The sequence below is a fragment of the Streptomyces sp. GSL17-111 genome, assembly GCF_037911585.1.
Lineage (GTDB): Bacteria > Actinomycetota > Actinomycetes > Streptomycetales > Streptomycetaceae > Streptomyces.
Window position 1 is genome coordinate 2,223,039 of sequence record NZ_JBAJNS010000001.1, and the last position, 12,676, is coordinate 2,235,714.

At 72.2% G+C, this 12,676-nt stretch carries 11 protein-coding genes; 4 read left to right on the plus strand and 7 right to left on the minus strand.

All coding sequences use genetic code 11. The features are described from left to right. Nucleotides 1-9 precede the first annotated feature (9 nt). Nucleotides 10-1,911, plus strand: a complete 1,902-nt coding sequence (locus V6D49_RS09555) for a RiPP maturation radical SAM C-methyltransferase (protein ID WP_340558799.1) — start codon at nt 10-12, stop codon at nt 1,909-1,911. A gap of 100 nt (nt 1,912-2,011) precedes the next feature. Further along, nucleotides 2,012-2,605, plus strand: a complete 594-nt coding sequence (locus V6D49_RS09560) for a DUF5825 family protein (RefSeq protein WP_340558802.1) — start codon at nt 2,012-2,014, stop codon at nt 2,603-2,605. Nucleotides 2,606-2,726: 121 nt separating this feature from the next. Here the strand turns inward: V6D49_RS09560 and V6D49_RS09565 are convergent, their stop codons facing one another. After that, entirely contained in the window at nt 2,727-3,095 is a 369-nt protein-coding gene (locus V6D49_RS09565) for a holo-ACP synthase (RefSeq protein ID WP_340558803.1), read from the minus strand. Between the two features lie 7 nt (nt 3,096-3,102). Then, the gene (gene glmS, locus V6D49_RS09570; protein WP_340558805.1) at nt 3,103-4,950 is read right to left on the minus strand and encodes a glutamine--fructose-6-phosphate transaminase (isomerizing); all 1,848 of its coding nucleotides are present in this window, start codon (nt 4,948-4,950) and stop codon (nt 3,103-3,105) included. Nucleotides 4,951-5,226: 276 nt separating this feature from the next. On the opposite strand from glmS, the gene coaA reads away from it, so the two are divergent. Continuing rightward, complete coding sequence (gene coaA, locus V6D49_RS09575) at nt 5,227-6,147, plus strand: type I pantothenate kinase (RefSeq protein WP_340563840.1); 921 nt, start codon at nt 5,227-5,229, stop codon at nt 6,145-6,147. 58 nt (nt 6,148-6,205) lie between these two features. Here coaA and glmM read toward each other — a convergent pair whose 3' ends face one another. From glmM to V6D49_RS09595, 4 genes are all read right to left on the minus strand, one after another. Then, nucleotides 6,206-7,564 carry a phosphoglucosamine mutase gene (gene glmM, locus V6D49_RS09580; RefSeq protein ID WP_340558807.1) on the minus strand — a complete coding sequence of 453 codons (1,359 nt, stop codon included), beginning with the start codon at nt 7,562-7,564 and terminating at the stop codon, nt 6,206-6,208. Nucleotides 7,565-7,815: 251 nt separating this feature from the next. Then, a complete protein-coding gene (gene rpsI, locus V6D49_RS09585; protein ID WP_340558809.1) occupies nt 7,816-8,331 on the minus strand; it encodes a 30S ribosomal protein S9 in 516 nt (171 codons plus the stop codon). Between the two features lie 38 nt (nt 8,332-8,369). Beyond that, nucleotides 8,370-8,813 (minus strand): 50S ribosomal protein L13, encoded by a 444-nt coding sequence (rplM, locus tag V6D49_RS09590; protein WP_340558810.1) that lies wholly within the window; start codon nt 8,811-8,813, stop codon nt 8,370-8,372. 384 nt (nt 8,814-9,197) lie between these two features. Then, nucleotides 9,198-10,826 (minus strand): ABC-F family ATP-binding cassette domain-containing protein, encoded by a 1,629-nt coding sequence (locus V6D49_RS09595; RefSeq protein WP_340558813.1) that lies wholly within the window; start codon nt 10,824-10,826, stop codon nt 9,198-9,200. A gap of 98 nt (nt 10,827-10,924) precedes the next feature. Between V6D49_RS09595 and V6D49_RS09600 the strand changes: the two genes are divergently transcribed. Next, nucleotides 10,925-11,770 (plus strand): hypothetical protein, encoded by an 846-nt coding sequence (locus tag V6D49_RS09600; protein ID WP_340558814.1) that lies wholly within the window; start codon nt 10,925-10,927, stop codon nt 11,768-11,770. A 37-nt stretch (nt 11,771-11,807) separates the two neighbouring features. Here V6D49_RS09600 and truA read toward each other — a convergent pair whose 3' ends face one another. Next, nucleotides 11,808-12,653, minus strand: coding sequence for a tRNA pseudouridine(38-40) synthase TruA (gene truA / locus V6D49_RS09605; protein ID WP_340558816.1), 846 nt, complete (start codon nt 12,651-12,653; stop codon nt 11,808-11,810). Nucleotides 12,654-12,676 lie beyond the last annotated feature (23 nt).

Below are 12,676 nucleotides of genomic sequence, written 5' to 3' on the forward strand. Positions count from 1 at the left end.
AGGCCAGCCATGCGCGTACTCCTGGTGAACATGCCCTGGGCCCCGATCGATCTCCCGTCGCTGGCCCTCGGAATTCTGAAACGCAGTGTCGATGAGCGCGTCACGAACGGAACAGCGGACATTCTCCACGCCAATATCGAGTATGTGGACTGGGTCACCAAGTCAACGGAGTTCTCGCTGGAGGACTACTCCTACTACGCGCTGGGATCCTATTTCCTGGGATGCGGTGACTGGGTTTTCTCCTCCGCCCTCTACGACGACCCCCAGTGGCGGGTTCCCGAATTCACCGAGGCGATGAGCAGCCGGGTGCGCGGGCCCCGGATGGAAATGACGAAGGCACTGCACGTGACCGCACCCGATTTCGTCCGGCACATAGCCGAGCGCATCGTGGAGCTGGCGCCGGACGTCGTGGGTTTCACGTCGACCTTTCAGCAGAACACCGCCGCTCTGGCCGCAGCCAAGTACGTCAAGCGCCTCGCATCGCACATCGCGACGGCCATGGGGGGCGCCAACTGCGACGGCAAGCAGGGCGAGGCCGTCCACCGCAACTTCCCCTTCGTCGACTACGTCCTGCGCGGCGAGGGCGAAGTGTCTTTCCCCGCGCTGCTCAACGCGCTGGAGGCCGACGAACCGCTGTCGGATGTGCCGGGGCTGTGCTGGCGCGGCACGGACGGCTCCCGTGCGGTCAACGCCATGAGCTCCAAACCGCTGCCACCCGCTTCGATCCTGCCGCCGGACTACTCCGGGTACTTCGAGCGACTCGCTTCCTCCCACGCACGGCACTGGGTGGAACCCAAACTGGTGGTTGAGGGCGCGCGGGGCTGCTGGTGGGGTGAGAAGCACCACTGCACCTTCTGCGGGTTGAACGGTTCGTTCATGCAGTTCCGCAGCAAGAGCCCGGACGTGTTCTACGACGAGATCATCGAACTGGCCCGCAAACACCGGATTCTTGACATGTACGTCGTCGACAACATTCTGGACATGGGCTACGTGAAGACCGTGCTGCCGCGCATCATCGACAGCGGGTTCGACCTGCGCATGCACATCGAGATCAAGGCGAACATGCGGCAGGGTCAGCTCCAGACACTCGCCGACGCGGGCCTGATCTTCGTCCAGCCCGGCATCGAGAGCCTCAACAGCCGGGTGCTGACACTGATGGACAAGGGTGTGACCGGCTGCCAGAACGTACGGATGCTCCGCGACGCCGCCACCGTGGGCCTCTCGGTGGCCTGGAACTACCTGCACGGGTTCCCCGGCGAGGACTCCGAGGACTACGACGACGTGGTGGCGCAACTGAGTGCGCTGGAGCACCTCAATCCGCCGGTCGGCCCATCCTCCCGGATCGCGATCGAGCGCTTCAGCCCGTACTTCAACGACCCCGGGCTCGGATTCTCCGAACTGCGGCCCGCCGAACCGTACCGGTTGACCTACGACCTCCCCGACGCCGAGATGTTCGACCTGGCGTACGTCTTCGATGTGCCGCCGCGCGGGATCGGCGAGGACGTCGTCCGCCGCCTCGACGAGGCCATCGCGCGCTGGAAGCGCAACTACGCCGGCAGCCGCCTCACCCACTGCGATCTGGAGGACCGGATCGTCCTGGTCAGCAAGCGGCCGGCCTTCGACTGGACCCACCTGGAGCTGACGGACCCCTTCGAACTGGCCCTGTTCCGGCTACTCGACCAGCCGCACACGGTGAGGGCCGCCGCTCGCAAACTGCACCCCGGCCACCAGATGGGCGAAGAGGCTCTGCGGCAGATTCTGGCGCGGTGGCGTGGGCTCGGGGTGGTCTTCGAGGACAGCGGGCAGTTCGTGCAGATCGCGCCGCCCGCGCTCAACGAGGAGTTCCTCCGCATCGACTTCATGCGGCACACCTCCGCCGGTGACACCGAGCTCACCGCGACGTCCGCCTGACCACCGCCGACGACCGCACCACGGAGAGACGACGATGACTCCAGCACTCACCGGCCCCGCACCCTTTACCGTGACCGCCTCACGGGACTACGAACCGGAGGTGAGCGCGCTTCCCGGCATGTCCCTGGGCAGTTACGAGATCGACATGCCCGGAGGCGAGGCGGCCCGTCGGCTCTTCGCCGCCGGGGCCCGGCACGTCACGCTTCCCCGCCCGGTCGACGTGACGGACCCCGCCGACGCGGCTTGGTCGGTCCGGGCGCTGAGCCTCGTGGGCGATCTGTCCAGTCTGGCCATCGCGGTCGACTGGCAGCTCCACACCGGCCGGGACCCCGAAGCCTGGCGCCACTACGGCCATCTCCACCCGCCGACCGCCGTCCTCGGCACCGCCGACCCGGTCGCGACGGCGCTGGCGTGGCGGGGCGCCTACTACATCTGCAAGTGCGTCTTCCGGTACGGTCCCGGTTTCGTGCAGGTGCGCGACCGGCGCTACGGGGAACTGCGCCGCTTCACCATCGACGAGCCGGAGTACCACCAGGCCATCGACGCCCTCGTCGACGGCGCCCGTGCCGACGCGATCCCGGGACCGGTCCTTGACGACCTCATGGGCGAGTCCCTCGTCCTTCGTCTCGGCGACCACCTGTGGTGGGCCCCCTACCGGGTCCGCCGGTGGTCGGAGGCACCGCTGGTGATCTGAACTGGCGCACCCGCGCGGCGTGAGAGCCGAGAGCCAGGGGCGGAGCCGCCGAGCCCCGGTTTCGGACGGACAAGGTCAGGAGATCCCCCGCCCCGGCACACGGTCACCCAGCGCCGGGCGGCTACGCCTCGGCGATGACGACGGCCGAGGCCACGCCCGCGTCGTGGCTGAGCGAGACGTGCCAGCGCCGCACGCCGAGCAGCGCGGCGCGGTCCGCGACCGTGCCCCGCACGACCAGGGACGGCGCGCCGGTGTCGGCCGTCCGCACCTCCGCGTCCGTCCAGCGCAGCCCCCGGGGCGCGCCCAGTGCCTTGGCCAGCGCCTCCTTCGCCGCGAACCGGGCGGCCAGGGAGGCCACCCCGCGCCGCTCCCCGCTGGGCAGGAACTGCTCAGCGGGGAGGAACAGCCGCTCCGCCAGCGCCGGGGTCCGCTCCAGCGACTGCGCGAAGCGGTCGATCTCGGCGACGTCGATCCCCACCCCCACGATCACGGTGCGCTCACTCCACCGTCACGGACTTGGCGAGGTTGCGGGGCTGGTCGACCTCGTTGCCCCGGGCCGTGGCCAGCTCGCACGCGAAGACCTGGAGCGGGACCGTCGCGACCAGCGGCTGGAGGAGCGTCGGCGTGACGGGGACGCGGATGAGGTGGTCGGCGTACGGCACCACGGCCTCGTCGCCCTCCTCGGCGACGACGATGGTGCGCGCGCCCCGGGCCCGGATCTCCTGGATGTTGGAGACGATCTTGTCGTGCAGCACGGAGCGGCCGCGCGGCGAGGGCACCACGACGACGACCGGCAGGTCCTGCTCGATCAGCGCGATCGGGCCGTGCTTGAGCTCCCCGGCCGCGAAGCCCTCGGCGTGCATGTACGCCAGCTCCTTGAGCTTGAGCGCGCCCTCCAGGGCCACGGGGAAGCCGACGTGCCGGCCGAGGAAGAGCACGGTGTTCTTGTCGGCCAGGGAGCGGGCCAGCTCGCGCACCGGCTCCATCGTCCCGAGCACCGTGTCGACCTCGGTGCCGATGTGCGCCAGCTCGCCGACGACGGAGTTGATCTCGTCGCCCCACTTCGTACCGCGTACCTGGCCGAGGTAGAGCGCGACGAGGTAGCAGGCCACGAGCTGGGTGAGGAACGCCTTGGTCGAGGCGACGGCGACCTCGGGGCCCGCGTGCGTGTAGAGCACGGCGTCGGACTCGCGGGGGATGGTGGAGCCGTTGGTGTTGCAGATGGCCAGCACCTTGGCGCCCTGCTCGCGGGCGTGCCGCAGCGCCATGAGGGTGTCCATGGTCTCGCCGGACTGCGAGATGGCGATGACGAGGGTGCGCTGGTCCAGGATCGGGTCCCGGTAGCGGAACTCGCTGGCCAGCTCCGTCTCGCAGGGGATGCGCGTCCAGTGCTCGATGGCGTACTTGGCGATCATGCCCGCGTGGTAGGCGGTGCCGCAGGCCACGACGACGACCTTGGTGATCTCGCGCAGCACGGAGGCGGGGATGCGGACCTCGTCCAGGTGCAGGGCGCCCTGGGCGTCGATGCGGCCCAGCAGCGTGTCGGCGACGGCCTTCGGCTGCTCGGCGATCTCCTTGAGCATGAAGTAGTCGTAGCCGTCCTTCTCGGCGGCGGACGCGTCCCAGTCGACGTGGTAGTGCCGCACCTCGGCGGGCGCGCCGTCGAAGTCGGTGACGGTCACGGACTCCCGGGTGAGCGCGACGACCTGGTCCTGGCCCAGCTCGATCGCCTCGCGGGTGTGCTCGATGAACGCCGCGACGTCGGACGCGAGGAACGCCTCCTCCTCCCCGACCCCCACGACCAACGGCGAGTTGCGCCGCGCGCCGACGACGGTGTCCGGCTCGTCCGCGTGCACGGCGACGAGCGTGAACGCCCCCTCCAGCCGCCGGCACACCTGGCGCATGGCCTCGGGCAGGTCGCCACAGGAGGAGAACGCCTCGGCCAGCAGGTGGGCGACGACCTCGGTGTCCGTCTCGGAGGTCAGGTCGTGGCCGCGCTCGGTCAGCTCGGCGCGCAGGACGGCGAAGTTCTCGATGATGCCGTTGTGGACGACGGCGACGCGTCCGGCGTTGTCCAGGTGCGGGTGGGCGTTGCCGTCGGTGGGGCCGCCGTGGGTGGCCCAGCGGGTGTGCCCGATGCCGGTGGTGCCCGAGGGCAGCGGACGCTCGTCGAGCACCTTGCCGAGGTTGGCGAGCTTGCCCGCCTTGCGCGCCGAGGCGAGCCCGCCGTCGGCCAGCACGGCCACCCCGGCCGAGTCGTAGCCCCGGTACTCCAGCCGCTTCAGTCCTGCGATGACCACGTCGAGGGCGGACCGCCCTCCCACATAACCCACGATGCCGCACATGGCACGGCAGCCTACGTGGTGCCGTGCGGCGTGCCCGTGAGGGCGCCGGGGAACCTCCGGCCGCGCCGCACGGTCCCGGCGCGGGCGTCCGGCATCGCAAGGGGGCGCGTGGGCGGCCGGGGGCGCCCCCGGATGAGCGTCCGCGCCGGGCGGGCGCACAATGGGCGCGTGCCCCGCTCACCTGGCCCGTCCGAGCCCTCCGCCGCCCTCCGGCCCGGGGAGCCCCCGCTCCCGCCGCCGTCCCCGGGACGGCGCCGCGCCGACGTCACCCCGTACGTGGACCTCAGCCGCGCCGAGTGGAGCGCGCTGCGGGAGCGGACGCCGCTGCCCCTGACGGCCGAGGAGGTCGAGCGGCTGCGCGGCCTCGGCGACGTCGTCGACCTCGACGAGGTCCGCGACATCTACCTCCCGCTCTCCCGGCTGCTGAACCTCTACGTCGGGGCCACGCACGGGCTGCGCGGCGCGCTGAACACCTTCCTCGGCGAGGGCGCCCAGCCGGGCACCCCGTTCGTCATCGGCGTGGCCGGGAGCGTCGCCGTCGGCAAGTCCACGACGGCGCGGCTCCTCCGGGCGCTGCTGGCCCGCTGGCCCGAGCACCCGCGCGTGGAGCTCGTGACGACCGACGGCTTCCTCCTGCCCAACGCCGAGCTGCACCGGCGCGGGCTGATGTCGCGCAAGGGCTTCCCCGAGTCCTACGACCGCCGCGCCCTCACCCGCTTCGTGGCGGACGTCAAGGCGGGCCGCGAGGAGGTCACCGCCCCCGTCTACTCGCACCTGATCTACGACATCGTGCCCGGCGAGCGACTCACCGTGCGCCGCCCCGACATCCTCATCGTCGAGGGGTTGAACGTGCTCCAGCCCGCGCTGCCGGGCACGGACGGCCGCACGCGCGTCGCCGTCGCGGACTACTTCGACTTCTCCGTCTACGTCGACGCGCGGCTGGAGGACATCGAGCGCTGGTACCTGGAACGTTTCCGCAAGCTGCGGCGCACGGCGTTCCAGAACCCCTTCTCCTACTTCCGCAAGTACACCCAGGTCTCGGAGGAGGAGGCGCTGGACTACGCGCGCGGCACCTGGCGCGACATCAACTGCCCGAACCTCAGGGAGAACATCGTGCCGACGCGCGGCCGGGCCAACCTGGTGCTGCGCAAGGGCGCCGACCACACGGTCCAGCGCCTCTCGCTGCGCAAGCTCTGACGTCCCCGGGCCCCCGCCGCCCCAACTCCCGCCCCCGCTCCGGGCAGGGGCGCGCGGGTCAGCCCAGGGCGGACTTGACGGCGTCGGCCAGCCGCCCGGCGACGGCGTGGGCCTGCTCGATGTCCGCGGCCTCCACCATCACCCGCACCAGCGGCTCGGTACCGGAGGGCCGCAGCAGCACGCGTCCGGTCGCGCCCAGCTCGCGCTCCGCGTCCGTGACGGCCGCGCCCAGCTCCGCCGAGGTCGCCACCCGCGACTTGTCGACGTTCGGCACGTTGATCAGCACCTGCGGCAGCCGCTCCATGACGCCCACCAGCTCGGCGAGCGTCCTGCCCGTCGCGGCGACGCGGGCGGCCAGCAGCAGACCGGTCAGCGTGCCGTCGCCCGTCGTGGCGTGGTCGAGGGCGATGACGTGCCCCGACTGCTCGCCGCCCAGGGAGAACCCGCCGCGCTTGAGCTCCTCCAGCACGTACCGGTCGCCCACGGCCGTCTGCACGAGGGTGAGCCCCTCACGCTCCATGGCCAGCTTGAAGCCCAGGTTGGACATGACGGTCGCCACCACGGTGTCGCCGCGCAGCGTGCCGGCCTCCCGCATGCCGAGGGCCAGGACGGCGAGGATCTGGTCGCCGTCGACCTCCGCGCCCCGCGCGTCCACCGCCAGGCAGCGGTCGGCGTCGCCGTCGTGCGCGACGCCCAGGTCCGCGCCGTGCTCGACGACGGCCGCGCGCAGGCCCTCCAGGTGGGTGGAGCCGCACTCGGCGTTGATGTTCAGGCCGTCCGGCTCGGCGCCGATGGTGACGACCTCCGCGCCGGCGCGGGCGAACGCCTCCGGCGACACCCGGGCGGCCGCGCCGTGCGCGCCGTCGATGACGACCTTCAGCCCGTCCAGGCGGTTGGGCAGGACGCCCACGAGGTGCGCCACGTAGCCGTCGAAGCCCTCGCCGTAGTCCCGGACCCGGCCGACGCCCGCACCCGTCGGCCGCTGCCACGGCTCGCCGGCGGCGTGCTCGTGGTAGGTGGCCTCGATGCGGTCCTCCAGCTCGTCGGGGAGCTTGTGGCCGCCCCGGGCGAAGAACTTCACCCCGTTGTCCGGCATGGGGTTGTGGCTCGCGGAGAGCATGACCCCCAGGTCCGCCCCGAGCGACCCGGTCAGGTAGGCGACGGCCGGGGTGGGCAGCACGCCGACACGCAGGACGTCGACGCCCGCGCTGGCCAGCCCCGCCACGACGGCGGCCTCCAGGAACTCCCCCGAGGCGCGCGGGTCGCGCCCCACCACGGCCACCGGTCGGTGCCCCTCGAACGAACCGGCCTCGCCCAGCACGTGGGCCGCCGCCACGGACAGGCCCAGCGCCATCTCGGCCGTCAGATCCGCGTTCGCGACACCGCGCACGCCGTCCGTTCCGAAGAGTCGTCCCACCGTGGTACCTCCGAGAGCTCGAGCCGACACCGCCGACGAAGATTCGAGGCGGCGCCCTGTGCAGGGTATGACCAGGAAAGCGCGGCGTCATACCGGGATTCACTGGTTCTTTCCGGTATACGCCACTCGTATCCCGGAACTGCGGACGTCCCGTGCGGGCCGCGCGCGGCCCGCACGGGACGTCCGGATAGGGGAACGCCCCGGCGGCACGGATGTACCGCCGGGGCGTTCGGAGCGCGGCGCGCGAGGCGTCAGCGCTTGCTGTACTGCGTACCCTTACGGGCCTTCTTGAGACCGGCCTTCTTGCGCTCGACGGCGCGGGCGTCACGGGTGAGGAAGCCGGCCTTCTTGAGCGGACCGCGGTTGTTCTCCACGTCCGCCTCGTTCAGGGCACGGGCCACGCCCAGGCGCAGCGCACCGGCCTGACCGGAGATGCCGCCGCCGCTGATGCGGGCGACGACGTCGTAGCGGTCGTCCAGCTCGAGCACCTTGAAGGGCTCGTTGACTTCCTGCTGGTGCACCTTGTTGGGGAAGTAGGTCTCCAGGGTGCGACCGTTGATCTTCCACTTGCCGCTGCCCGGCACGATGCGCACGCGGGCGATGGCGTTCTTGCGGCGCCCGGTGCCGGCGCCCGGCAGCGGGTCGCCGAAGTGGGAGGCGAGCGACTCGGTCGAGTACTCGCCCTCGACGCCCTCGGGCGTCTCGGTGCTGTAGTGCTCGATGTCCTCGGTGTCGACGACGGGGGTCTCAGCGGTGGTCTCGGCCACGATGCTCCTCGGTTCTCTGTGTTCCGGTAGTGGCCGGATTACTGGCTGATCTGGGTGATCTCGAACGGCACGGGCTGCTGCGCGCCGTGCGGGTGCTCGGCGCCGCGGTAGACCTTCAGCTTCGAGAGCATCTGGCGGCCCAGCGTGTTCTTGGGGAGCATGCCCTTGACGGCCTTCTCGACGGCCTTCTCCGGGTTGTTCTCCAGCAGGTCCTCGTAGCGGACGGAGCGGAGACCGCCCGGGTACCCGGAGTGGCGGTAGGCCAGCTTCTGGGTCCGCTTGTTGCCGGAGAGGTGCACCTTCTCCGCGTTGACGATGATGACGAAGTCACCAGCGTCAACGTGCGGCGCGTACACGGGCTTGTGCTTGCCCCGGAGGAGGGTTGCGGCCTGCGAGGCCAGACGGCCCAGGACAACGTCCTGCGCGTCGATGACGTGCCACTGGCGCTTGATGTCGCCGGGCTTGGGGCTGTACGTACGCACGGTCGTATGCCTTCGCTTCTTCTGAGTGAGTCCTGACAGGGCCACCAGATGGATCACGACAGCCTGGACCGCACGACGGTGACGCGGGCCGTGTGCAGATGCTGGTCATCTACCGGTGGGCCGGTGTAGGGCCCCCCTCACGTGAGAATGAGGCAGACCGGTACACAACGATCTCGCAGAATACCGGCCGCCCCCCGATCGGGTCAAAACCGGGCCGCCCTCAGCGCTGCGCGGGGAACTCCGAGGTGTCGAGCTCCACGACCCGCCCGTCGGCGAGCGGCAGCCGGACGGGCTCCCCGAACGGCATCTCCGTCCTGCTTCTCACCTCGGTCCGCGTCCGGGCCAGGACCCCACGCCCCCGACCCCGTCCGCCATGGACGGGGCTCAGCGGGCGCGGGCGACGCGGCGTTCGTCCCAGACGGGCTCCGCGGACTCCCGGACGCGGCCGTCCGCGCCGAAGACGAGGTAGCGGTCGAAGGAGCGGGCGAACCAGCGGTCGTGGGTGACCGCCAGCACCGTGCCCTGGTAGGCCTCCAGCCCGGCCTGGAGGGCTTCGGCGCTCTCCAGGTCCAGGTTGTCCGTCGGCTCGTCCAGGAGCAGCGCCGTCGCCCCGCCCAGCTCCAGCAGCAGGATCTGGAACCGGGCCTGCTGCCCGCCGGACAACCGGTCGAAGGGCTGCTCGGAGGCGCGGTCCAGCTCGTAGCGGCGCAGGGCCGACATCGCCGCACCCCGGTCCAGGGCGTGCTCCGTCCACAGGATGTCCCGCAGCGGCCGTCCGGCGAGCTCGGGGTGGGCGTGCGTCTGCGCGAAGTGCCCCGGCACGACGCGCGCGCCCAGCCGCCGGCTCCCGGTGTGGGCGACGGGGTGCTCGGGATCGTCCGCCAGCAGCCGCAGGAAGTGCGACTTCCCCGAGCCGTTCGAGCCGAGCACCGCGACCCGTTCGCCGTAGAACACCTCCAGGTCGAAGGGGTGCATCAGGCCGGTCAGCTCCAGCCGCTCGCAGGTGACGGCCCGCACGCCCGTGCGTCCGCCGCGCAGCCGCATGGTGATCCGCTGCGCGCGCGGCGGCTCCTGCGGCGGGCCCGCCTCCTCGAACTTCCGCAGCCGCGTCCGCGCCGCCTGGTACCGGGAGGCGAGGTCGCTGTTGAACGCGGCCTTGTTCTTGAGCGTGTTCACGAGCTGCTTGAGCTGCGCGTGCTTCTCGTCCCAGCGCCGCCGCAGCTCCTCGAAGCGGGCGAAGCGCTCGCGCCGGGCCTGGTGGTAGGTGTCGAAGCCACCGCCGTGCACCCACACGTCCGAACCGGCCGGGCCGGGCTCGACGCTGATGATCTTCTCGGCCGAGCGGGCCAGGAGCTCGCGGTCGTGGGAGATGAACAGCACCGTCTTGCGCGTCTCCCGCAGCTGCTCCTCCAGCCAGCGCTTGCCGGGGACGTCGAGGTAGTTGTCCGGCTCGTCCAGCAGCAGCACCTCGTCGGGGCCGCGCAGCAGCGACTCCAGGACGAGACGTTTCTGCTCCCCGCCGGAGAGCGTGCGCACCTCGCGCCACCGGGCCTTCTCGTACGGGACGCCGAGGGCGGCCGTCGTGCAGATGTCCCACTGCGTCTCGGCCTCGTAGCCCCGGACCTCCGCCCAGTCGCTGAGGGCCTGCGCGTAGGCGAGCTGCGCGGGCTCGTCGTCCCGCTCCATGACCGCGAGCTCCGCCGCGTCGACGGCACGGGCGGCCTCCCGCACGCGGGGCGGGGCGACGGAGACCAGCAGGTCCCGCACCGTGCGCTCGTCCCGCACCGAGCCGACGAACTGCGGCATCACGCCCAGCCCGCCGGTGACCGCCACGGTGCCGCCGTGCGCCTCGACCTCACCGGCGAGGATGCGCAGCAGCGTCGTCTTCCCCGCGCCGTTGGCCCCGACCAGCGCGACGGCCGCCCCCTCGCCGACCCGGAACGAGGCGTCGGCCAGCAGCAGCCGCCCGTCCGGGAGGTAGTACTCGACGTGCGCGGCTTCGAGGTGTCCCATGGTTCCGGATTGTGGACGTCACCGGCCGGGAAGGCCACCGCTTTTCCCCGTACTCCCAGCCGGACGGGACGTGCGAAACACCCTCTAGGATGCGGGCCATGAGCTTTGGGCAAGGGGGGCCGGGCTGGGGGCCCGGGGACCAGCGGACTCCCGACTGGAACGCGCTCGCCGACACGGCCGCCGCGTCCCGCGCGCGCCGGCGGCGCTGGGCGCTGATCGGCGGCGGCGCGGCGGCGACGGTGGCCGTCGCCGCGATCGTGGCCGTGGCCGTCGTCCAGGGCGGCGGAGGCGGCACCTCCGACGACCCGACGACCGCCCTGCCGACCCCCGCCGACCTGCCCTCCGGCCCCTCCCAGCCGGAGCCGGACTTCACCGAGGCGCCCCCGCCGCCGAACCCGTACGAGTTCATCTCCGACCCGGACAGGGACACCGCCCCGCGTACGGCGGAGAGCTTCTTCCCCGCCGAGACGATCGAGGTGGAGGGCCGCACGTTCACGCGCGTCGCGGCGAAGTCCACCGACGACTGCTCCTCGGCCGCCCGCGAGGAGCTCGCGAAGGTCCTGACGGACGGCGGCTGCACCGAACTGCACCGCGCGACGTTCACCCGCGACGGCGTCGCCATCACCGTCGGCATCGCGGTCCTGCCCTCGGAGGATGCCGCCGTACAGGCCAAGGAGGACGCCCGGCCCTACGTCGCGCCCCTCACCGCGGGCCCGGTGCCCGAGGACTTCTGCCGGTACTCGGCCTGCCGGTCCAGCGCCAACGCCTACGGGCGCTACACCTACTTCACGCTCTCCGGCTACCTCGACGGCACGAACGTCACGCCGGAGGAGGAGAAAGCGCTCAACGCGGGCCGCGACCTGGCCGCCCACGCGCAGGACCGCATCCACCTGAGGGGCGAGGAGCAGGCCGCCGCGGCGGCGACCGCCCCGCCCGCCGGCTGACGCGCCGGACGGCGGGGCGCACGTCCCCCGGGGACCGTCAGCGGCAGGGCAGCAGCGAGCGGAGGTTGCGGGCCTCGGCGTTGCGCGCGGCGAGCGCGTCGTCGGCCGGATAGCCGACCTCCTCCAGCGTCAGCCCGTGCGGCCGCACGACGTGCACCGCCGAGTCGCGGACGCCCGCCGCCAGGACCTCGCCCGGCCACGTGGGGGGTCGGTGGCCGTCACCGACGAAGAGCATGGCGCCCACCAGCGAGCGCACCATGTTGTGGCAGAACGCGTCCGCCCTGACGGTCGCCTCCAGGACGCCGTCCGGGCGCCGCTCCCAGCGCAGGTCCAGCAGCCGGCGGATCGTCGTGGCGCCGTCCCGCTTCTTGCAGTACGCCGCGAAGTCGTGCTCCCCGAGCAGGTGCGCGGCGGCGGCGTTCATGGCGTCCAGGTCGAGCGGCCAGTTGTGCCACAGCACGTGGCCGCGCAGCAGCGGGTCGACGCCGCCGGGGTCGTCGGTGACCCGGTAGGCGTACCGGCGCCAGATCGCCGAGAAGCGGGCGTTGAAGTGCTCCGGGGCGGGCGTCAGGCGCCACACCCGGACGTCGTGGGGCAGCCGTCCGGCGAGCCGGCGCAGCAGCTGCTCGCGGTGCGCCTCCCACAGCCCGGCGGGCAGGTCCACGTGGGCGACCTGCCCGCGCGCGTGCACGCCCGCGTCCGTCCGCCCGGCGACCGTCAGCTCGAACGGCTCGGCGGAGCGCGTCACGACGCGCAGCGCCTCCTGGATCTCGCCCTGCACCGTGCGGCGGCCCCGCTGCACGGCCCACCCGGAGAAGTCCCGGCCGTCATAGCCCAGGTCCAGCCGTACCCGGACGCATCCGGGCTCCACCCGCTCACTCACCCGCGTCGTTCCTCTCTCCCCGG

What these genes read in the sequence shown, in the direction of transcription:
- V6D49_RS09595 (WP_340558813.1), bottom strand. Translation starts at nt 10,826, where the DNA reads ATGGGACACCTCGAAGCCGCGCACGTCGAGTACTACCTCCCGGACGGG.
- V6D49_RS09600 (WP_340558814.1), top strand. Translation starts at nt 10,925, where the DNA reads ATGAGCTTTGGGCAAGGGGGGCCGGGCTGGGGGCCCGGGGACCAGCGG.
- V6D49_RS09555 (WP_340558799.1), top strand. Translation starts at nt 10, where the DNA reads ATGCGCGTACTCCTGGTGAACATGCCCTGGGCCCCGATCGATCTCCCG.
- glmS (WP_340558805.1), bottom strand. Translation starts at nt 4,950, where the DNA reads ATGTGCGGCATCGTGGGTTATGTGGGAGGGCGGTCCGCCCTCGACGTG.